This is a genomic window from Reticulibacter mediterranei, from assembly GCF_016587455.1.
Window position 1 is genome coordinate 5595894 of the sequence record NZ_BNJK01000001.1, and the last position, 20611, is coordinate 5616504.

At 52.5% G+C, this 20611-nt stretch carries 16 protein-coding genes; 8 read left to right on the plus strand and 8 right to left on the minus strand.

Translation table 11 applies throughout. The features are described 5' to 3' along the window. Window positions 1–15 precede the first annotated feature (15 nt). On the minus strand, window positions 16–1269 hold the full coding sequence (locus tag K3T83_RS24115) for a cysteine desulfurase-like protein (RefSeq protein ID WP_220205478.1): 1254 nt from the start codon (window positions 1267–1269) through the stop codon (window positions 16–18). 124 nt (window positions 1270–1393) lie between these two features. Between K3T83_RS24115 and K3T83_RS24120 the strand changes: the two genes are divergently transcribed. Both K3T83_RS24120 and K3T83_RS24125 read left to right on the plus strand, forming a co-directional pair. Continuing rightward, on the plus strand, window positions 1394–2191 hold the full coding sequence (locus tag K3T83_RS24120; protein ID WP_220205479.1) for an APH(3') family aminoglycoside O-phosphotransferase: 798 nt from the start codon (window positions 1394–1396) through the stop codon (window positions 2189–2191). A 114-nt stretch (window positions 2192–2305) separates the two neighbouring features. Continuing rightward, window positions 2306–3262, plus strand: coding sequence for an aldo/keto reductase (locus K3T83_RS24125; RefSeq protein ID WP_220205480.1), 957 nt, complete (start codon window positions 2306–2308; stop codon window positions 3260–3262). Between the two features lie 82 nt (window positions 3263–3344). On the opposite strand, the gene K3T83_RS24130 is transcribed toward K3T83_RS24125, so the two are convergent. Then, on the minus strand, window positions 3345–4049 hold the full coding sequence (locus K3T83_RS24130; RefSeq protein ID WP_220205481.1) for a dienelactone hydrolase family protein: 705 nt from the start codon (window positions 4047–4049) through the stop codon (window positions 3345–3347). Window positions 4050–4442: 393 nt separating this feature from the next. Between K3T83_RS24130 and K3T83_RS24135 the strand changes: the two genes are divergently transcribed. The 5 genes from K3T83_RS24135 to K3T83_RS24155 all read left to right on the plus strand — a co-directional run bounded on the left by K3T83_RS24135 (window position 4443) and on the right by K3T83_RS24155 (window position 12116). Further along, window positions 4443–5408, plus strand: a complete 966-nt coding sequence (locus K3T83_RS24135) for a YsnF/AvaK domain-containing protein (protein ID WP_220205482.1) — start codon at window positions 4443–4445, stop codon at window positions 5406–5408. A 309-nt stretch (window positions 5409–5717) separates the two neighbouring features. Then, on the plus strand, window positions 5718–6395 hold the full coding sequence (ung, locus tag K3T83_RS24140) for a uracil-DNA glycosylase (protein WP_220205483.1): 678 nt from the start codon (window positions 5718–5720) through the stop codon (window positions 6393–6395). Window positions 6396–6563: 168 nt separating this feature from the next. Further along, complete coding sequence (locus K3T83_RS24145) at window positions 6564–8081, plus strand: gluconokinase (RefSeq protein ID WP_220205484.1); 1518 nt, start codon at window positions 6564–6566, stop codon at window positions 8079–8081. Between the two features lie 456 nt (window positions 8082–8537). Then, entirely contained in the window at window positions 8538–9908 is a 1371-nt protein-coding gene (locus tag K3T83_RS24150) for an ABC transporter substrate-binding protein (RefSeq protein WP_220205485.1), read from the plus strand. A 75-nt stretch (window positions 9909–9983) separates the two neighbouring features. Next, window positions 9984–12116: a methyl-accepting chemotaxis protein gene (locus tag K3T83_RS24155; protein ID WP_220205486.1), complete on the plus strand. Its 2133-nt coding sequence runs from the start codon at window positions 9984–9986 to the stop codon at window positions 12114–12116. Window positions 12117–12207: 91 nt separating this feature from the next. Here K3T83_RS24155 and K3T83_RS24160 read toward each other — a convergent pair whose 3' ends face one another. Genes K3T83_RS24160 through K3T83_RS24175 form a run of 4 tightly spaced genes read right to left on the minus strand, consistent with a single transcriptional unit; the run spans window position 12208 to window position 17300 of the window. Next, window positions 12208–13839 carry a bifunctional 3-(3-hydroxy-phenyl)propionate/3-hydroxycinnamic acid hydroxylase gene (locus K3T83_RS24160; protein WP_220205487.1) on the minus strand — a complete coding sequence of 544 codons (1632 nt, stop codon included), beginning with the start codon at window positions 13837–13839 and terminating at the stop codon, window positions 12208–12210. Next, entirely contained in the window at window positions 13832–15082 is a 1251-nt protein-coding gene (locus tag K3T83_RS24165) for a beta-ketoacyl-[acyl-carrier-protein] synthase family protein (protein ID WP_220205488.1), read from the minus strand. The genes K3T83_RS24160 and K3T83_RS24165 overlap by 8 nt, the downstream gene beginning before the upstream one ends. Then, window positions 15072–16376: a beta-ketoacyl-[acyl-carrier-protein] synthase family protein gene (locus K3T83_RS24170; protein WP_220205489.1), complete on the minus strand. Its 1305-nt coding sequence runs from the start codon at window positions 16374–16376 to the stop codon at window positions 15072–15074. The genes K3T83_RS24165 and K3T83_RS24170 overlap by 11 nt, the downstream gene beginning before the upstream one ends. Beyond that, window positions 16377–17300: an alpha/beta fold hydrolase gene (locus K3T83_RS24175; protein WP_220205490.1), complete on the minus strand. Its 924-nt coding sequence runs from the start codon at window positions 17298–17300 to the stop codon at window positions 16377–16379. A 188-nt stretch (window positions 17301–17488) separates the two neighbouring features. Between K3T83_RS24175 and K3T83_RS24180 the strand changes: the two genes are divergently transcribed. After that, window positions 17489–17971: a nuclear transport factor 2 family protein gene (locus K3T83_RS24180; protein ID WP_220205491.1), complete on the plus strand. Its 483-nt coding sequence runs from the start codon at window positions 17489–17491 to the stop codon at window positions 17969–17971. Between the two features lie 14 nt (window positions 17972–17985). Here the strand turns inward: K3T83_RS24180 and K3T83_RS24185 are convergent, their stop codons facing one another. Then, window positions 17986–18882 carry a hypothetical protein gene (locus K3T83_RS24185; RefSeq protein ID WP_220205492.1) on the minus strand — a complete coding sequence of 299 codons (897 nt, stop codon included), beginning with the start codon at window positions 18880–18882 and terminating at the stop codon, window positions 17986–17988. Between the two features lie 262 nt (window positions 18883–19144). Further along, a complete protein-coding gene (locus K3T83_RS24190; RefSeq protein ID WP_220205493.1) occupies window positions 19145–20593 on the minus strand; it encodes an MFS transporter in 1449 nt (482 codons plus the stop codon). Window positions 20594–20611 lie beyond the last annotated feature (18 nt).

Consider the following 20611-nt stretch of genomic DNA (forward strand, 5'->3'; position numbering starts at 1 on the left):
ACTACGACATTTTCGCTATTTCGCTAGCTTATGCAGAGCCGTGATCAGCTTCTCGATCTCCTCGTAGGTGTTATAATGCGTCAAGCCCACGCGCACCAGTCCTCCATGATCCTCCAATCCCAGCTGTTCGGTGACGGACAGGGCGTAGAAATTGCCATCCCAGACGTAGATCTGCTCGCCTGCCAGCGCTTCGGCAACGGCGCGGGGAGAGTGGCCTTGCAGCGTGAACGAGAAGGTTGGGACGCGTTGGTTCATGCGTTCTAGATCGGTGATGCCATAGAGATGAAGGCCTGGAACCGAAGTTAGCCCCTTTACCAGCGCCTTGTTGATATCCAGCTCGTAGGCTTCGATGGCGGCCATCCCTTGCTTGAGCGCCAGACCACGACCGCTATAGCTGTTTTGATACTGAGCGGCAAATTCGCTGCCAAACGTGATACCAAGCCAGCTGAGATATTCAAGCACCCCTAATATACCGGAGATCGACTCGAAGCTCTGCGTGCCAGTCTCGAACTTGTCGGGTGGCAGTTTGCCTGAGGGCCGCACTTTATAGGCTGTCAGGCGGTCCAGCAGGTCGTATTTGCCGTAGAGGATGCCGGTATGTGGTCCAAAGAACTTATAAGCGGAGCAGGCCAGAAAATCGCAGTCCAATGCCTGCACATCAATTCCTCTGTGCGGAGCAAGCTGGACGGCATCGATAAAGCAGACCGCACCAACGGCGTGTGCCAGTTGTACCACGCGCTGCACGTCGTTGATCGTGCCAACGGCGTTTGAGGCGTAGCCCACTGCCACAATCTTTGTACGCGGAGTAATCTGCCGCTCCATCTCCTCCATATTCAGTGTGCAATCTTCGGGATGGAAATCGACCCAGCGCACCTGACAGCCGCGATCTTCGGCGATCAGCAGCCAGGGCGCAACATTAGCATCATGATCCAGGCGCGTCGCGACCAGTTCGTCTCCGGGTTGCAGGGTGCGGGCGAGGCTGCGACTGATATGCAGAGTCAGGCTGGTCATGTTCTGACCGAAAACTATCTCCTCTGGTCGGGCCGCGTGCAGAAAATCGGCTACCGCCTGTCGCGCCTCCGCAATGGTGGCATCGGATGCGACGCTGGTATGGAATGCGCCACCATTGTTCGCGTTGCTGGTGAGAAAATACTCTTGCATGCGCTGAATCGTTTCCTGGGCCACCTGCGTTCCGCCGGGATTATCGAAAAATATTGCGCCAGTCTTGAGCGAGGGAAAATGAGTACGAACCGTGTCCGTCTGAAGCATGATATCTCCTCCATCCAATGTGAGCAGCACTGAAACATAGTCGCGTTGCCAGTTGGCAATTGCGCCTGCTTCATTGTATCATCTGATTCTTTGATGAGTTGTTTCATTATGAGGAGCATTGAGTATGGATGCAAACAGGTTGCAAATGCCATCTGAGTTGAGGCGCTTGCTGGGTGATGGCGAGTGGCTGGCCGATACAATGGGGTGTTCCGACTCGCAGGTTTTTCATGTTGGACATGGATATTTGAAGATCGTGCCGCGTGTGTCGTTGATGAACCTGCGGGCCGAAAAAGATCGCATGCTCTGGTTGCAGGGACGCCTGCCCGTTCCCGAAGTCTATTATTATGGCGTCGATGAGCAGAACGAATATCTCTATATGTCTGAAATTCCCGGCGTAATGGCCTGCGATCCGGTTTTTCGTAATGATATGCCCGAACTGATTGCTCTATTGGCGGAGGCCCTGCGTATGATGCATGCTGTGGATATTGCGCAGTGTCCCTTCGATCAGAGCCTCTCGTATCGTCTGGCCCTCGCGTATCAAGGCGTGCAACAGGGCCGTGTCGCTGAGGAGGCGATCACTGCCCGTTATCCCGATCTAATCCCTGCCACGCTCTATGAACATCTGACCAGAGTACGTCCAACCGAAGAGGATCTCGTTTTCACACATGGCGATTTCTGTCTGCCGAATATTCTGCTTGATCGCGAACGGCACCGTGTCAGCGGCTTTATCGACCTGGAATACGCTGGCATGGCGGATCGGTATCGCGATTTCGAGCGGGTGTGCTGGAGTCTTGGCTTCAATTTTAGTCGAGAATGGATACCAGCATTATTGAAGGCGTATGGTCTGGAAGAAGAGGATCAGAAGAAGATGATGTTTTATGCGCAATTGGAAGACCTCTTGTGGGCCAGCGAATTGCCATGAAAGGATGAGTAAGAGCGCTGACCAAGACTGGCATGTAACGCAATGGCGGGATGGCGCGTGTAAAAGGGAGCAATACATCTCCGTCGTTAGATGGAAGAAAGGAAGTGAGGTGTCATGCATACTCGCCAGCTTGGTAACACTGATATGCAGATTACTCCTATCGGATTGGGGGCGTGGGCAATTGGCGGTGGTGGTTATGCATTTGGCTGGGGACCGCAGGAGGATCAGGAATCGATCAAGACGATTCAGCGTGCAATGGAACTGGGCGTGAACTGGATTGATACTGCGGCCGTTTATGGCCTGGGGCATTCAGAAGAAATCGTCGGTCGCGCCATCAAAGGACAGGCCTGGAAACCATATATCTTCACTAAATGTTCTCTTGTGTGGGATAGCAATGGTGAAGTTTCTAATAGCTTGAAAGCCGATTCAATCCGCCGCGAGGTGGAGGCCAGCCTTAAGCGCCTGGGCGTCGATGTGATCGATCTGTACCAGGTTCACTGGCCCAATCCCGACAAGGATATTGAGGAGGGATGGAGCACGCTGGCGCAATTGAAGAAGGAAGGCAAAGTGCGGGCCATCGGCGTCTCGAACTTTAACGTCGAACAGATGCGCAGGGCGCAGAAGATTGCGCCTATCGATTCGTTGCAGCCTCCCTATTCTCTGATCAATCGAGAGGCTGAGCGCGAGATCCTGCCGTTTTGCCAGGAGAATCATATCGGTACGATTGTCTATTCGCCGATGGCTTCCGGCCTGCTCACGGGACAAATGAGCAAAGAGCGTATCGAGAATCTGCCCTCCGACGATTGGCGCAGAAACAATCCAGAATACCAGGAGCCGCGTCTCTCACGTAATCTGAAGCTGGCTAATGTGCTGAACGATATTAGCTTTGTGCATAACGTCACTGCGGGCGTGGTTGCTATTGCCTGGACGCTGCAAAATCCGGCAGTGACCGGGGCTATTGTCGGTTCGCGAAGCCCTGGACAGATAGAGGATCTTCTCATTGGAGCCGAGTTCCGCCTGACCGATACCGAAAAAGAGCAGATCGAAAAGTTTCTGAAAGATAATCCCTGATCCGCTGAGACTGTATTGAAGAGTGCAATGTATGCAGACCGTCATTTCTGAATGAGTGGCGGTCTGCATACATTGCTTTTTGTTATGCCAGAGGAAGCAACCAGCGTTCAAACCAGGCGGAGGCGAGGCGGGCCACCTCGCCAAGCGAGTGCTGATCGGCAAAGAGAGAAGAAACGCCCTGAACTGGCTCAAACTGCTTGTTGTGTTGAAGCAATGCCAGTGCCTCTTGCTGCGATTTGACGGTATCCTCGTCTTGTTCGGCGGCGATTAACAGAGTTGACGCGAGGACGCCTGGGAGCGCTGAACGGGCAGATTCCAGCGGTCCACCGGCCACAACAACCGCAGTTGGGATATCGGGGCGCTCCGCTGCCGCAATCAAAGCTGCTGCACCCGCTATGCCGCTCCCAAAATAGCCGGGAGAGAGATGCGCTGTCTCTGGATTCTCCATGAGCCACTCGGCCAGGCCAATGATGCGTTGTTGCATGACCTCTGTATTGAGCCGAAAATACCTGGTTTGCGCATCCAGTTCCCTCTCTTCGCTGGAGAAGAGATCAACGATCAATGTCGCAATGTTGTGAGTATGGAACACCTGAGCGAGATTGATCGCCGTCTGATGAGGATTCTCTTCGAGCGTCTCGATGCCATAAGTCAGAATAACCTGCCCCTTCGCCTGTTGGGGCAAGAAAATGATGCCATTAAGATCAACCGCGCCTGCTGATACCTGGATCAGGCGTCCATCATATGTGTTTTGAGCCGTTTCATTCTGACGATGCGTTGTGTCTGACATGCTATCTGCTTCCTTTCCGTGACCTGCTCTATGTTATTCAGTTATTACTGTTATCACGATTGTAACTGGCCTTCGTCTCAGCGCGAGGATCTCTACCAGCAGAAAGGGAAAAGTTTGCTGGAGAGGATTCGGGGCATCATAAATGTTGGTGATGTATTAAAAAGTTATCCATCGGAAGTAAAATCTTGCTTTACTATATACTCATATTTTGATTGAAAACAGTGATGGATACCTGTAACTTTTTGTGGAGACATGCCGTGTCCAGATGGAACACCTGATTATAGTAAACCCAGGAATAGTCAGGAAGGGAGTACAGAGATATAAAGCACAGAAGATGTATGAGCATTGAAAAAACAAAGTGGGTCAGATACATTAGAAGCAAAGGAGAAGTTTATGACAACGAGGCGTACAACTGTAGTAGGAGTTTTTAATGATAAGACCCTGGCCGAGCGAGCGATAGATGCGCTCAAAGATGCTGGTTTCAGCAATGATGAGATTCGCTATTCTGGCGCTAGCGGCGGAGGGTTTTTCGATAACTTGAAGGGTTGGCTCGCTGGCGAAGGTACCGGGACGACTGGTAATGTGGAGAGCGATCTGAAAAATATGGGTGTACCGGAGGGCGAGGCCAACTATTATGCCGGAGAATATGAAGCCGGTCATCCTATTGTTGCCGTAAAATCTCCAGGCCATGAAAATGATGCGCTTGCCATTATGCGCAGCAATGGAAGCTCTCATTACGAAATGACCTCTGATGCGACGGGAACCGCTGCCCCATATACCAGCCGCGACAAAGATTACACTGGCACAACGATGGATACGGGAATGAGGACGGGTTACGCCCAGCAGTCTGGCATGACAAGTGATGAGGCGGCAAGGAATGCGCAGCCTGGGATGATCAATGAGACAGCCGTGCCGGATACCGGGACGACAAGCAGGGATATCAATATGATGGGCGAGAATGCACCCCAATCCGTTCGTGTGCGTGAGGAGCAGCTTCGGGCCGAGAAGCAACGCGTACAGAAGGGCGAAGTTCAGGTGCATAAAGAAGTGGTCGAGGAGCAGAAGAGCTTTGAAGTGCCAGTCAGACATGAAGAGGTGGTGGTTGAACGCAAACCAATCGTTGAGCCACGCCCGACCGATGTTCCTCTTGGACAGGATGAGACCATTCACATCCCCGTCAGCGAGGAGCAGGTCAATGTGACGAAGACTCCCGTTGAGAGCGAGGAGATCTCCCTTCGCAAGCGCCAGGTCGAGGAGCAGAAGCGTGTGAGCGATACCGTGCGCCGTGAGGAGGCCCATATTGAGCCAAGCGGCGATGTTCCGATTGTGAACGAAAGCGATGAGGAGAAACGCCCATAACCCCATTTGATAGGATTGTCACTGAAGGGTATGGAAGGAGTGAGCCATCGCTCGTCACCCTCTCGAAGGCCAGATCATCCGGCGAGACAGATGATCTGGCCTTATGTTACGCTCAATCTCCCTATTGTACTAGACTGCATTGGCGCTATTGTGCGATTGTTGCTGGTCGGTTAAACTAAAAGGCATAATCACCTTGCTCTCTTACCGCTATTTATGTGGCTGTAAGGAATAGAACTGTAGTTAGAGAATAGCAATTGACTTTGTGTTTCCCGAAAAAATAAACATGAAGGATTATAAAGAGGAATGGATATGGTCAAGACGACTCTCCCCGAAGATTGGCAGGATTTGCTCGCAGACGAACTCGAAAAGCCCTATTTCCAGCAACTCTATAACTTTGTGCTGGAGGAGCGCCAGAAACATACAATCTTCCCTCCGGCTAAAGAGGTCTTCTCCGCGTTGCGGTTGACTCCATATGAGAGAGTCAAGGTAATGCTGCTGGGTCAAGATCCCTATCACGATCATAATCAAGCACATGGACTCTGCTTCTCAGTGCGCCCTGGTATTACTCCGCCGCCATCGCTGCGCAATATCTTTAAAGAACTGCACGATGATCTCGGTTGCAGCATACCCAACAACGGCTATCTCGTTCCCTGGGCCGAGCAAGGAGTATTGTTGCTCAATGCAGTGCTGACCGTTCGTGCGCATGAAGCCGCATCCCACGCCAACAAGGGCTGGGAGACCTTTACAGACGCCATCATTCGCAAAGTCAGCGATAAGCCCGATCCTGTGGTGTTTGTGTTGTGGGGGAACTACGCGCGTAAGAAGAAAGCTCTGATTGATAAATCTCGCCACGTTATCGTCGAGTCGGCTCACCCCTCGCCTCTTTCCGCTAAACAATTCATGGGTAGCCGTCCCTTCTCCAAGATCAATGATGCCTTACGTGGGTTTGGCAAAGAGGAGATCAACTGGCAATTGCCCGATCTATAACAGCTACGTATCATTTCAGGATACTGTTGCTATCTGCAATGGTATCCTGTTTTATTTTTGGCCTGTCTATTCTGCCTTGAGAGGTGGCGTATTAAGAAGTAGAAGTGATATATAGTTTATGTATACATTCCTTATCAGGAAAAGACGGAATAGAGAGTTAATGTTACCATGACAAACACAGATGCAACACGACAAGGCAGATCTCCTCAAGCTCCCTTGATATTGGCGCTCGACGTTGGCACATCTTCAACGCGTGCCTTGCTCTTTGACGCAGCAGGGACAAGAGTTCCCGATATTGTTTCGCAACACCCATACCAGTTGACAACCGCCAGCGATGGCGAGGTCTCGGTCGATGTCGAAATGCTGGTGGATGTGGTCGCGCAAACCATAGATGAGGTGCTGAGCGCGGCCGGCTCGCTGGCACAGCAGATCGGCGCGGTGGCGATGGATACCTTCTGGCATGGCTTGATTGGGATTGATGCCTCCGGGCATCCGATTACCCCGCTGATTACCTGGGAGGATACGCGTGCCCATCAATCCGTATTGGAACTGCGCCAGCAATTGAACGAACAAGCCGTCCATGATCGAACAGGCGCACGTTTTCATGCCAGTTATTGGCCTGCCAAATTGCACTGGCTAGCAAAGCAGCAGGCCGAAACGTTCTCAAAGGCGGCCCAATGGCTTTCTTTTGGCGAATATTTGCATCGTAAGTTTATAGGCAAATCGGTTTGTAGCCTCTCGATGGCCTCGGGCACTGGCATGTTGACGACGCGTAAACATGCCTGGGATCGCGAGTTGATGGAGATGTTGCACGTGAAACCTGAGCAGTTGCCGGAACTGGGCGATACACATGATAGCGTGCAGGGCTTGAAGGCCGAATACGCTAAACGCTGGCCTGCTTTGCGCGATGTGCCCTGGTTCCCGGTTCTCGGGGATGGTGCCGCGGCCTGTATTGGCTCCGGTTGCACGAACAAAGAACACTGGTCGCTGACTATCGGCACATCCAGTGCCATTCGAGTGGTTGTGCCGCCCGATCTAGTCGTGCCGCCGCCCGGACTCTGGCTCTATTTGGTCGATGGCAAGCGCGGCGTGCTGGGTGGAGCCTTGACGGAGGGCGGTAATCTCCTGGCCTGGCTGGATGAGGTTTTGAAACTGCCCAAATTAAAAGAGGCCGAACCGCTGGTCGCAAAGGTGCCACCTGATGGGCATGGACTGACCATCCTTCCGTTTATTGGTGGCGAGCGCAGTCTGGGCTGGCATGCGGAAGCGCGTATGACCGTGAGTGGCATCTCGATTCATACCTCGCCGGAAGAACTCTTGCGCGCAGGGATGGAGGCGCTGGCCTGTCAACTCCATGCGGTCTATGAGCAATTGCATACAGTGTTGCAGATGGATGGCAAGACGCCGCAGGTTATTTGTAGTGGAGGCGCTCTGCTCAGTTCCACCATCTTGCGGGAAATTGTCTCTGATACCCTGGATGCGGCTCTCTATCCATCGTGGGACACAGAAGCATCAGCGCGCGGTGCCGCACTGCTCGCCCTTGAAGCGCTAGGTTTGGTCGCGGATATTGCGCAGATTTCCCCCGATGTTAGCGAGGGAGTGCAGCCGAATCGTGATCGTGGCGCGATTTATAGAAAAGAAGCTGCGCGACAAAGAGAACTTTATCAAAAGCTACTAGGTAATTAGTCCTGCTTGCTATTGTCTCTTTGTGGTTGCTCGCCCGCTTTACATCAATGGGCGAGAAAATGGTATCCAAATACGCTAAACCAACCTGAAGCCTTGTGTTAGTGCATTTGGATACCACCTTCGCGTTGCCTGTACCTCTTTTCCTGAAAGAAAGTGTATATCCGACAAATGGATATCGTCTTTTCCCTATCCTCCATAGTTATTGCTTCTATTCTTTTTGGCATGAAAGCACACCACAGGCCAATCGGCAGAAATTGATCAACCTGTTGTTCTACTACAACTTTTACTATTTTATGTGGGAATTCCTATAAATGCGTAGTGTGGTTATTTTTGATATAGCAATATATGTGGTGAATTACAGCGGATTCGGATATGGTATTATCCGGGTAGTATGATATACTACTTGCCATTATTCTTTCCTAACCTCTGCTTTTAGCAAGTTAAGAGGGGGCGTCAATGACTGATGTATGGGAGCAAGTACCGCTTTTTTCAACGCAGAAAATCCGTCGCCGCAGTTTGCTTGAACGTGCGCTAATGACTGGCGTATCGCTCATAAGTGTAGGGACAACACTACAATCCTGCACAACTGACACGGGATTGACAGGCAGCAGCCTCAACTTTGCGAACTGGGCTTCTGCTGAAACGGCGACTCGCAGCAATATTGACAAAGCGTTGCAAGCTTTTGAGACCCAGAACCACGTCCAGGTGAATAATATCGGCATGCCGTTTGACGATGTGCTGAACCAATTGACCGCGATGACGAACGCGGGTATTCCACCTGACGTGATGGAATTGAGTGGCAACTGGCCCCACGTGCTCGGCGGTACGGGCGCGCTGGCGGATCTCTCACAGTTTGCCAGCCAGGATTGGCGCAAGGATGCATTCCGCAATAGTTTTGAGGCTGGAACCTATAAAGGTACATTGTATGCCGTTCCGTTTAGTATTACTCCCCATGGCTTTTGGTACAACAAAAAACTGATGACAAATGCCGGCCTGGATGCGACAAAGCCACCGCGCACCATTGGAGAACTGAATCAGGCGATGGAGATGTTGCGCGAGGCGCTCCCGGCAGATGCTTATCCTCTTGGTATCGATATCTCGAAAACAGAATACGCACTGATCGGCTTCTGGCCCTGGATCTGGACCTTTGGCGGGAACCCAATGGTGGACGATGGAAAGGGCAATGTGGCGATCAACTGGGCGGACGATGGCACGGTGGCGGCGTTTCAATGGTTGCAGGATATCGTTAAGAAGCGCTGGACCCCCAATGGGCAGGCGATCAAGGCTGAGCGCGACTTGATGGCATTTGAAAAGCTGGTCTTTAAGCTCGACGGCCCCTATCTGACGGGCATTATGGGCGATTCGAATCCCGATGTCTTCGGTTCGGTCGAGAAAGTCAACGCATCCTTTGGCGTGACAACCACACCGCTTGGCCCTGGCGTCTCTCAGCCCGTCACCTGTGCCGATATCCACAACCTGGGCATGTCCCAACTCGCTCAGAATAAAGCTCTGGCCTGGAAACTCATCGACTTTCTGACTACTTCACGAGATGTCATCCTCTCGTTTTTAATTCCCGAAGGAGGCGTGTTGCCTCACCTGAGCTTTAATACCGACACTCAGCTTTACGCCAAATATTACTCCGACAATATCAGCCGGTCGTTTATTACGGACATCATTCGCACAATGCGCCCACCTGCCTTTGGCATACACTACAGTACCGCAACGATGGCCGTCGTGACCGCTTTACAGGAGATCGCGAATGGCGCTCAAGTCAAACCACGCCTGCGTAAGCTGACGGACGAGGTGAAGGCAATCTATCGGTCCTGACCATGATCATGTTCTCGTGGCTGGCGGGTGCCACGACATCACAGAATGCGCGGTCTGCAAAGAAGAGGAGCATCAATGTTAAAGTTCCTGAAATTTCTTACGAATTTGTCGATATTCCGCCGACTCTTTCTGGCGGCAACGTTGACCGCTCTCATCCCTGGCGTGGTGATCTTTATTCTCGGTAGTTCCTACATTAATACATTGACGACAATCAATGAAACGGTCAAAACGAGTAATGGTGCGGTGAAGCTGGCGACGGATCTACAGGCGGATATTCTGCGTATGAACGCTCTCCTGACGGGATTGGAGAACAATCCTTCGGCCAGCACGGTGATTCAGATTAACAAAGAGGTGCGTGATCTGGGCAACGATTTCAATCAGAAGTTGAATACCTATGAGCAAAATTATCAGATTACGACCTCTGATAATATGAAAAGCGTGCGCGATGTTCTCAACAGCAATGGTCTGGGAGGACAGACGCCGATCAGTCAGCATAGCATGATCTTTGTTGTCAAGATGCAATGGGGCAAGTATCTGAGCGCACAGAACAAGGTTCAGCAAGATTTACAGCAGCACGCCAGCAATGGAACCCTCACAACTGATCTTGCGCAGGCCAACCTGCTCTATCTGCCGCTCAAGGGCAATCTTGATAATCTGGTCGGTCTGACCGAGAATATCAACGAACTGGTTGTCCAGGTGAACGCGTCGCAGATTACCCCGACCATTGTCTGGACGATTGTAGCCTTCCTGTTCAGTACGGTTGTCGTCTTCTTTATTGGCTACATCGTAAACATCACGATTACGACCCCTTTGCGTCAGTTGGCGCTGCTCACACGTCGCATTGCACGCGGCGATACACAGGCTCGTGCGGCCCTCAGTGGGCGCGATGAGATTACGCTGGTTGCTACCTCGATGAATAACATGCTCGACAGTATCGTACGCCTTATGCAAGATGTGCAGTCTCAGCGTGATGTCTTGCAGTCTCAGGTGGAGCGTTTGATTAGTGAGGTGAGCGGTATCGGTGAGGGCGACCTTGGCAGGCAGGCGCAGGTGACGGATGATGCGCTGGGCATCCTGGCCTACTCTTTCAACTACATGATTAAAGAGTTGAGCAGCCTGGTGGTGCGGGTCAAGATGGTAGCCCAGGAGGTGGACAGGCTGACGGCAACTACTCTGGAACATATGACGCAACTGGTAGAGATTGGCGATCATCAGATCGTACGCATTAACAGCGCCGGTGCGGAAGTGGAGCACATGGAAAATCTGACCCGTCAGGTCTCCGAGCGCGCCCACGTCCTCTATAATATTGCGGTCGAGACGCGGCAAATAGCGGAGATGACACGTGGTGCCGTGCAGCATACGATGAATGGGATGAGGCACGTGCATGAGAATGTGCAGGAGACTGGCGGCAAGGTAAAGTCGCTGGGAGAAAACTCACGTGAGATCAACGATATCGTCGCTATTATTACCAACGTTGCCTATCAAACGAATCGTCTGGCGCTCGATGCATCTGTTCAGGCAGCAATGGCGGGTGCCAATGGGAAAGGATTCGCGGCGGTGGCCTCGGATATCCGGCGCTTGTCTGAACAAACAAAGGAGCAGGCCAATAGAATTGCGCGTGTCGTTCGTACCGTCAATGTGAATATTGATAACGTGGCGGCTTCCATGCAGGATACCGAACAGAAGACGGCGGACGGTACGAGAATGGCTATGCAGGCAGGTCGCGCGCTGGAATCGATCTTCGATGCGGTGGAGAGGCAGGCAGGCGAGATCGAGAGCATCAATAAGATGACGATTCAGCAGTTGAGCTACTCCAGTTCTATCGTGAATACGATGCATAGCCTATCGAAAACAACGCTGGAGAGCAGCGATAGCACGCGTTCAGCCTCGCAAAATATGTGGGGACTGGCACAACTGGTTGAACGCTTGCGGGCCTCCGTTGAGGTCTTCAAATTGCGTGAGGATCAGCAACAGTCTCATCTTGTGGAGGCTCAAAGGAGTGGATCACTTCAGAGCCGGGGCAATATTCCATCTGGTCCCATCTATCAACGACAGGCCCAGTACAACAGCGGTAGCCAGCCGCTCAGGAGTGGCTCGAACAACAGCGGCAGCCAGCCGCTCAGGAGTGGCTCGAACTATCAACTCCCTCCTCAAAAAACGTTCACTACTGACGAACGGCAGAGAAGTAATAGACTCCGTAATGCGTGAATAATAGCTGTGGAAGATGGAATAATAATTGCGGTATTCCATCTTCTTTGTTTATATACGTGTGGACGTTATTATCATTGATGCATCTCCCCTAAGATTTCGCAGATATGTTGATCATTTCTCTTTGCAAAAGCGCCTGCATATCTTTTGTTATCCTCTTAACCTCTGCTTCTGTGAATGCCCCCATAATATATTTATCAGGCCTGACTAAAATATACGATGGCAGTTGCTTTTTAAAGAATGGCTGCATCCTTTTTGCCTCAACATCCACGCAGCGTACCCCCAATGCTTGCCATGCTTCATCTACTGCATGTCTGCTCTGCTCTGTCTGCGTTGCATATAGTCGTATCAATGAGAAGGAGTTATCCAGCACTTCGTCGAGCAACATCTGCTTGCCATTGTGCATGATCGTTGGCTGGGGGAGCAGAAGACCTCGATAGCGGTCGTTTTTTCGCTGTGTGCGTGGCAGCAGGAAGCCATTCGTGTATCCTGGCTGCGGTTTGACGCGCATGGACTCGACCGCTTCGCGCAGAGGGGGGATGTGCTGAACGATGCCACGAAAGAAGAGGTCGCGCAAGAGTGCTATTGGGCGCTGGATTGGCATGATGAGCAGGCCGAGGATCGAAGAGAAGAGAACCATCTGTTCTGCGTGCGGGTGGCGTTCCTGGTGATAGGTTTCTAACAACTCAGGACTGGCCTGCTCCTGCACGACCATTGCCAGCTTCCAGCAAAGGTTTTGAGCATCGCGCATTCCGCTATTCATGCCCTGTCCGCCAAAGGGGGGCATCAGATGCGCGGCGTCTCCAAGCAGAAAGACGCGTCCCTGTGAGAAGCGCGTCGCAATGGCGGCATGAAATGTGTAGATGGCCTGTCGAATAATCTGAGATGTCGTCGTTGTGGACGCTTCGGGCTGCGTTGCTCTGGTTTGTTGGATCAGGGCTGCGATCGTTGTGGGACGCAACAGATCTTCTTCGCGATCCCCTGGCAGCAGCATAAATTCCCAGCGCCTCCCGCCGTTGGGAGCCGGAACCGTCACAGCTGGACGCGCAGGATTGCAGAAGAAGATAATCGGTTCCTCCTGACGATCTACCTGCTCAACGCAATCGATCACCACCCAGCGCTCAGAGCTGGATGCCCGCCGCCCGGTTCGGCGCAACGGCAAGAAGCGAGTCAGCGGAGGCTGTAAAGGAATGTTGAGCATGTGTCGAATACTGCTTTTTCCGCCGTCGCAGGCCAGCAGATAGGCGCATGCGATATGGCGAAGCGTTCCCTGGGGAGTGCGCACAGTAATAGAAACACCCTGCTCGTCCTGCTCGAAGTCCTCAAGCGTATGTTGAAACAGGATATCGACACAGGGGAAGCGCTGTACGCCTTGTAGTAAGATACCTTCAAACGTCGGCTGGTGAAAGGTAGAGATCAGCGGATGGCCGTTATGGTAGCTGCTGGGAGAGACTCTGGCAAAATAGCGACCATTAGAGATGTAGTGGGCATCGACAGCAGGCAAGATATGGGCGCAGACCTCGTCAAGCAGCCCGACTGCCTGACAGATACGCAGCCCCTCATCATCGATCGTGATCGCTTTCGGATATTCGCTCAACTGCGCCTGACGTTCTAATAGCAGTGTTGTGATCCCGGCCTGTCCCAGCAGATTTGCGGCGGTCAGTCCAGTAGGACCAGCCCCAACAATCACGACCGCTACAGATGTATCGATGGCCCTATCCATTGTGCGATCCCTTTTTGAGAGCCAGCACCACGTTAGCACCGCCTATGCCACGACCACCAAGCAGAACTGTATCCGGTTCGTGCCGTGCAAACGGTTGAGCCTGCCGAGAGATGATGGGCAACTCATATGCTGGTTCCTGCTCTTCACAGTTGAGAGTGGGAGGAACAACGCCGTGCTTGAGGGCCAGCAGCGCCGTGATTGCGTCGATAGCGCCAGCCGCCGCATAGCTATGCCCGATCATCGTGCGTGGTACGCTCACTGGAACCTGAGAGAGTTGTGAGCCAAAGACCTGATGCAGCGCTCGTGCTTCTCCCTCGTCAGCAGAGGGGAGTGCACGTCCATCGAGGCTGAAGTAAGCGATATCTTCCGCCTGGGTCTGTGCCTCGGCAAGAGCCATCTCGATCGCGCAGGCATAATAGGTGCCGTTGGAAGATGGTGCAACCAGACCGTTCGCCTCGTGTGCCTGCCCATATCCCACGATCTCGCCGTAGATGGGTACACCTCGTTTTCTGGCGTGCTCGTAGGATTCGAGAATGCAGATGCCAGCCCCTTCAGCCAGGATCAAACCTGCTGCTCGTCGATCAAAGGGGCGGTAGGCGTGAGGATCATCGGTGAGCATGCCGACGCCTTGACGAGCCATAACCTGAAGGATCAGAGGGTCCAGAAAGGCTTCGCAGCCGCCTGTGATAATGACATCAGCCACGCCGCGCTGAATCGCCTGATATGCCATGCCCAATGCATTGAGGCCGCCAGCCGTATCGTTCATGGGCACTTTGCAATAGCCTTGAATGCCGTAACGAATAGCCGCCTGACCAACGTTGGTAACATTGAGCCAGGCAATAGCAGTGTAGGCGCTAACGAAGCGTGGTCCGCGCGTATAGAGTGTTTGCAGTTGCTTGAGTACGTAGTCCATGCCCCCCAGCGTATTTGCAATGACGGCTCCGACGCGCTGTGGCTGCTCTTGAACCATATCGATCTGAGCGTCAAACATGGCTTCTTGAATGGCGGCCAGCACAAAATGAGTCATCCGGGCGCTACGGTTCACCATTTTTCGGTCGATATGCTCTTCGGTGATAAAATCGTTGACCGCGCCTGCCACCCATGAGGATGCGTTGTGTGGTGAACTTAAAGGTGTGATGGCGGGAGTGCCCTGACTGACGGCTTGCCAGTATGCCTCTTTGCCGATACCGTTTGCCGCGACGACTCCCAGGCCGGTAATGACGACGCGCTTGCTATCTCTCATGGGTATCTATCCAATCTGGCCGCGCGAGCACCAGTACACTATTTACGCCTCCAAAACCGCTGGAGTGGCTCAATGCGACATCAACGGTAGCCGGGCGAGCAACATTGGGGACGTAATCAAGGTCACAGTCCGGGTCGGGATGCTCCTGGTTCAATGTTGGTGGGATTATCTGCTGATCCAGCACCAGGGCCGTCACAACCGCCTCAATCGCGCTGGCAGCTCCTTGTGTATGGCCAATCATCGATTTAGTGGCGCTGATGGGTATGCGATAGGCCCAATCGCCAAAGACCGCTTTATAGGCTGAAGTTTCTGCTATCTCGTTGGGTAACGTGGAACTGCCGTGCGAGTTGATGTATCCTATGTCGCTGTGGCTGAGGTGGGCCTCGTCTAATACCTGGCGCAATAAAAGTTGTAATGGTTCGCCTTGTGGGGGAAGTGCCGTCATATGGTAGGCATTGCTATTTGAGGCAAAGGTGACAATTTCAGCGTAGATATGTGCTCCCCGCGCCAGGGCGTGTGTGCGTTCTTCTAGCACAACCAGACCAGCTCCTTCTGCCATCACAAAACCGTCGCGTTTGTGATCGTAGGGGCGTGATGCCTGCTCTGGTCGCTCGTTATAGGCTGTGCTAAGGGCACCTATGACGCAAAAAACATCCAGCCCGATAGGACTGATTGCTGCATCGGTTCCCCCGGCCAGCATACAATCAGCTCGCCCTTCCTGGATCTGCCAGAACGCCTCTCCGATGGCATCGTTTCCCGCCGAACAGCCCGTCGCTATGACCATGCAGGGACCATGCAAGCGATGATGGGCGGCAATACTGGTAGCGGCAGCATGGGTCATAAAGAGACTGGCGGTGATCTCTTCTGTTCCTTCCAATAGAGGCGTGTGGCTCCCAGCGTCAGTCAGCTTCACCCACAATTTTTCGCCCTCTTCGACATAATGCATAGCCGTGCCCATATAAACACCTGTGCGCCCACGTTCTGCTTCGGTAGTATCTTCCAATCCGGCGTCTTGCCATGCCTGATGAGCGGCAGCGAGACCAAATTGAATACCTCGATCCATGTGGCGTATTTCATCCGGGGTTAATCCCCAGCGCTCAGGCTCAAAGTGAGCAACTTCTCCTGCGATCTGTGCTGGCAAGTTTTGTGCATCGAAACGAGTAATCCTTTGAATGCCGGAAATGCCGTTTATGCAAGAACGCCAGAACATTTCTTTACCAACGCCATTGGGGGTAACAACACCCAATCCCGTAATAACCACCCGGCGTTGTGGGCGAGGCTGCACTCCACGCATTTAGCTCTCCTGTATTGCTGATTGTCTCACTGTATTGTGTTGAATATTTAGAGTGTATAAGAATGCTTCTATCAGCGGTGTGACCTGCTCAGCCTGCGAATACATAAAGAAACGCTCTTTACCGGCAATGACGTGATAGCCTGCGCAAGAGGGAAGGTGTTTTGCCAGCCAGGATGTTTTCGCCTCTGGTGATAATACATCGTCAGCACGATTAATCAGCAGTATGGGCATCGTCAGTTCGTCAATGTGCTGCCGTATATCGAATGAGTGGATGATTGGCAGGACAGAACGCTTATAAACAAGGGGCCATTCGGCGATCTTGCAAAATTGCTCGTTGATGAGAGAGCGAGGCAAGGCTGGTGCTGTGGTGTTGTCTGGATTACAGGCCGTAATATAGTTGATAACGGTACGGCGTAAAAATGAGGCGGGAAGAACATATTCAACAGGAAGGCGGAGCAGTAGCTCGTGGAGCAGCCAGATAAACGGATGAGGAGCGATTTGATAATCGGCAGCCTGCGCGATAATGGTGAGGGAGCGGCAACGCTGCGGATAGCGGAGCGCAAACTCGAAGAGCACCATTGCTGCATCTCCATGTCCTAGAAGGTCAACCTGCTCCAGCTGTAAACTATCAAGCACCTGGCGCAATTCCTCGGCCCGCTCTTGCAATCCAATTGGTTGCGTGCGCGTCTCTTGACGACGATAGAGAATGACACGTCGAGACTCTTTAAGCGCCTGGATCTGGCGAGCATAGACAAACTCAAGATGTTCAAGAATCGGCACGAAAACCAGTGGTGCACCCTTGCCAAGATCGATCAGGGGCAAATCAACCGGTCCAATGGGGACGCGTTGCCACAGCGATTCGAGCTGGTGAACGTCGCTATGAAAGGTAGAGTCGTCGATCCAGGAATTGTTGTATGCGGTCAATCTTGGCCTCCCGTCATGACGGCTGTACTGTGCGAAGGGTCAAGCGTGGTTCTTTTTGGAGAGATGGGCAACTATACAGCCTAACTGCGTTCTTCTCTCGTTAGTATATAATACAGCAAAGGTTGCAGGAAAGCTGTGACCTGCTGAACAATTTTGGCGTTATCGAAACTGCAATCAGGAATGCTCCTATGAAAACGGATAAGCGACAAAACGGTGTGCTCGATGCGACTGTTCGCCAGTGGATCGAGGCATTTAATGCTCATGAGGTGACAGCAATTGTGCGTCTCTATAAAGACGATGCAGAGCTATTTGATTCGGGCATGGATCGTCCACGTTCGGGTCGTGGCGAGATAGAACAGTGGTTTACATGGCGTTTTCGCAGCACTCCCTCTATTGCATATACGCCCCATGAGCAGCAAGTCGTAGAGAGTGGGGAGATCGCCGTGACGTGGACGGCAAGCGGGGCGGGACCGCGTTTTCTGGGTGGTCGCCCCTTTCAGGTTGAGGGAGAGAGCCGCTTCACACTGCATGACGGACTCATTGCCCGGCAGCGTGGAACCTATGATCATCTCTCTGTGCTCAGACAAATCATTCCTGTGTTAAAGTGGCTGCCGGAGGGAGTGGCTCGTGGCGTGTACTCCCTCTACCTGTGGCGCAATGGGCCGCGCTAAATCATATTATTGGTTCAGCGGCGCACCAGCCTTTGTATCTGACCGAGCATGAAAAACATGTTTTGTGTCAGGATCGAGCGGGTATAGTCAAGCGTGGTTGGTGGGATGGTTAGATCGAGGGTGAATGGCTGAGTGGCTCTGGTCAGTTCCAGCACGGCAATAGCTCGCGCGCCACTCCGCAGATCATCGTAGCGCGCGTTAGCCAATAGTTCGGGCGCTGTTTCGATCCAGTGTTGACGAGGGTTGATCCATTTACGCTCACGAGCAATGCACTGGAGAAACGTCGTTGAGACTGCGTCGTCGGGCAGACCGTATTTTGTCACCAGCAGATCCAGATATGCGGTGCTGGCCTGCACATACCAGCCGCCGTCAATCAGCTTGCCAAATGGGAGCGTAATCAAGGCACGTCCACCATCTTCAAGCAGATCGTAGAGCTTGGCAATGGCTTTGAGTGGGGCTTCTAGATCCGAGCTTTTCTGTTGTTCCCCGAAGTTCCCGAGTGGATCGCAATTCTGTCCCACATGTTCTACCGTAGAGATACAGACAACCGTTTGATATTTTTTGGACGGTTGAATGTCGAAGATATCAATATTTTCGATACCAGAGCCGACCTCGAACTTGTCAACGATATGCCTGTGGCGCAGACCAAGCGAATCACTCAGTGCATTCTCGTAGTGTTGGAGAACGTTGCCTACTTCCAGTATCGGTTCTTTGCCGACCTGCTGGGCGAGAAAATCAAACGCCAGCGGAACTTCGACTGCACGCTCTGCGCTGTTATTAAAGGCGATGCGATTGTAAAATAGCTGTCTGCCCTGGTAAGTGAAATGCCGGTTCCAGGAGCGTGGTTGGTTAGTAAGAAAAGATGACGAGGCTGAAACGTGTGACGTGTCCGTTTGCCCGATATCTACCATGAAGAACAACTCCTTACTTATGTCTGCGTGATGATGAGGAGAAATGCATCAAATCTTTATGCAATGCTAATTTTATTGAACACTATCGGTCGGAAAATGTCCATTCGGAAGAGACGAATAGACCATACGCGAAAATAGTGCCAGTACTGTAAAGAGAGATTGTATTTTTGGTGGTGCCTGCCGAATGTTATAAGTGGGCAAGCAAAAGAAACGACCCGGTTTGATAGATGACTCAAACCGGGTCGTTTCTTTTGCTTGCATATTATGCTGAAGCTTTGTGCTGTGCCATCACTGCATGCTCGTCTGAGATCTCTTCCAGAGAGCGTTGGCTGGTCTCTGGCAGCGTTACCAGTGTCAGTATCAGCCCTGCTCCAGAGACAATCGCTGCAACTCCCATTGCTCCTGGTAGATGGAAAACTGAGAGCAGATAGGGGAAGAGGAGCGCACCCAGAAACGCACCGATCTTGCCCAGCCCGGCAGCTATGCCATGTGCGGTGCTACGAACCATGACCGGGAAGACCTCGGCGGGATAGACAAAGGTTGTCACGTTTGGACCAAACTCGGTGAAGAAGTAGCTCATGCCATAGAGCAGCAGGAATGGAACGACCATTGTTGTCAGACCGGGGAAGAGCGCGAGCACAGCATAAGCCAGCGCCATCATCCCAAAGCCAACGCACTGTATCCACTTGCGGCCCAGCCGATCAATTGTGAGCGCGGAAAGGATGTAGCCGGGCAGCGCCGCCACCACGAAGATGAGCAGGGTATAGAGCATATTTGGGACCAGCTCAGAGTGCGGATTGAGCGATTTCAGGACGAGCGGACTGGAGATGGTCGTGCCATAGTAGGCGATATCGAGTAGGAACCAGGTGCCAGCTGTGCCAATAATCCAGCGTAGGTAGCGTGGGGTGAGCAGCAGATAGGCCCAGGATTTCTTCGGTTGTTTTGACTGCTCGCCCTTCTTTGTGCTGACAACTTTCTTTGCGTTGCCATTCTTCGTGACCATTGCAACGGTATTACTGGCCGCTTCAACATCGCCATGCATTGCCAGCGCAAAACGCGGAGTTTCCGCGATCTGACGGCGCAGATAGAATGTTGCCAGGGCGGGAACCGCACCGAGGGCGAGCATCAAGCGCCAGACCAGATCGTGGTTAAGACCGGATAACAGTAGCCCCAGAGCTACCAGAGGACCAACGACCAGTCCGAGACCCTGCATCGAGAAAACCATTGTGATCAGCTTGCCACGATCACGGCGATTGGCGTATTCGCTCATCAATGTTGCGCTCAGCGGATAATCGCCGCCGATGCCGAGGCCCAGAATAAAGCGGAATATGAGCAACGAGATGATATTTGGCGAGAAGGCGGAGAGAATAGCGCCGATAGCCAGTACAACTAACGTCATCCCGTAGATGGTATGTCTGCCAATGCGGTCGGCTAACCATCCGAAAAGATAGGAGCCGAGCGCCGCCGCAAAGAGAGAGGTGCTACCAACCAGACCCACTTCAAAGCTTGAGAGGTTCCAGAGCGGGGTGAGAATTGCCAGGGCCACACCGATAATGAAAAGGTCGTACGCATCGGTGAAGAAGCCCATACCGGAAGTAATCATGGCTTTCCAGTGAAAACCTGAAATCGGGCTGTTGTCCAATTCTTCCAAAACTGCTTTTGCGTGTGCGTGTGAAGTTGTTGTTTCTTCTATATTGTCTTCTACTATCATGAAATGTTCCTCTCCTTG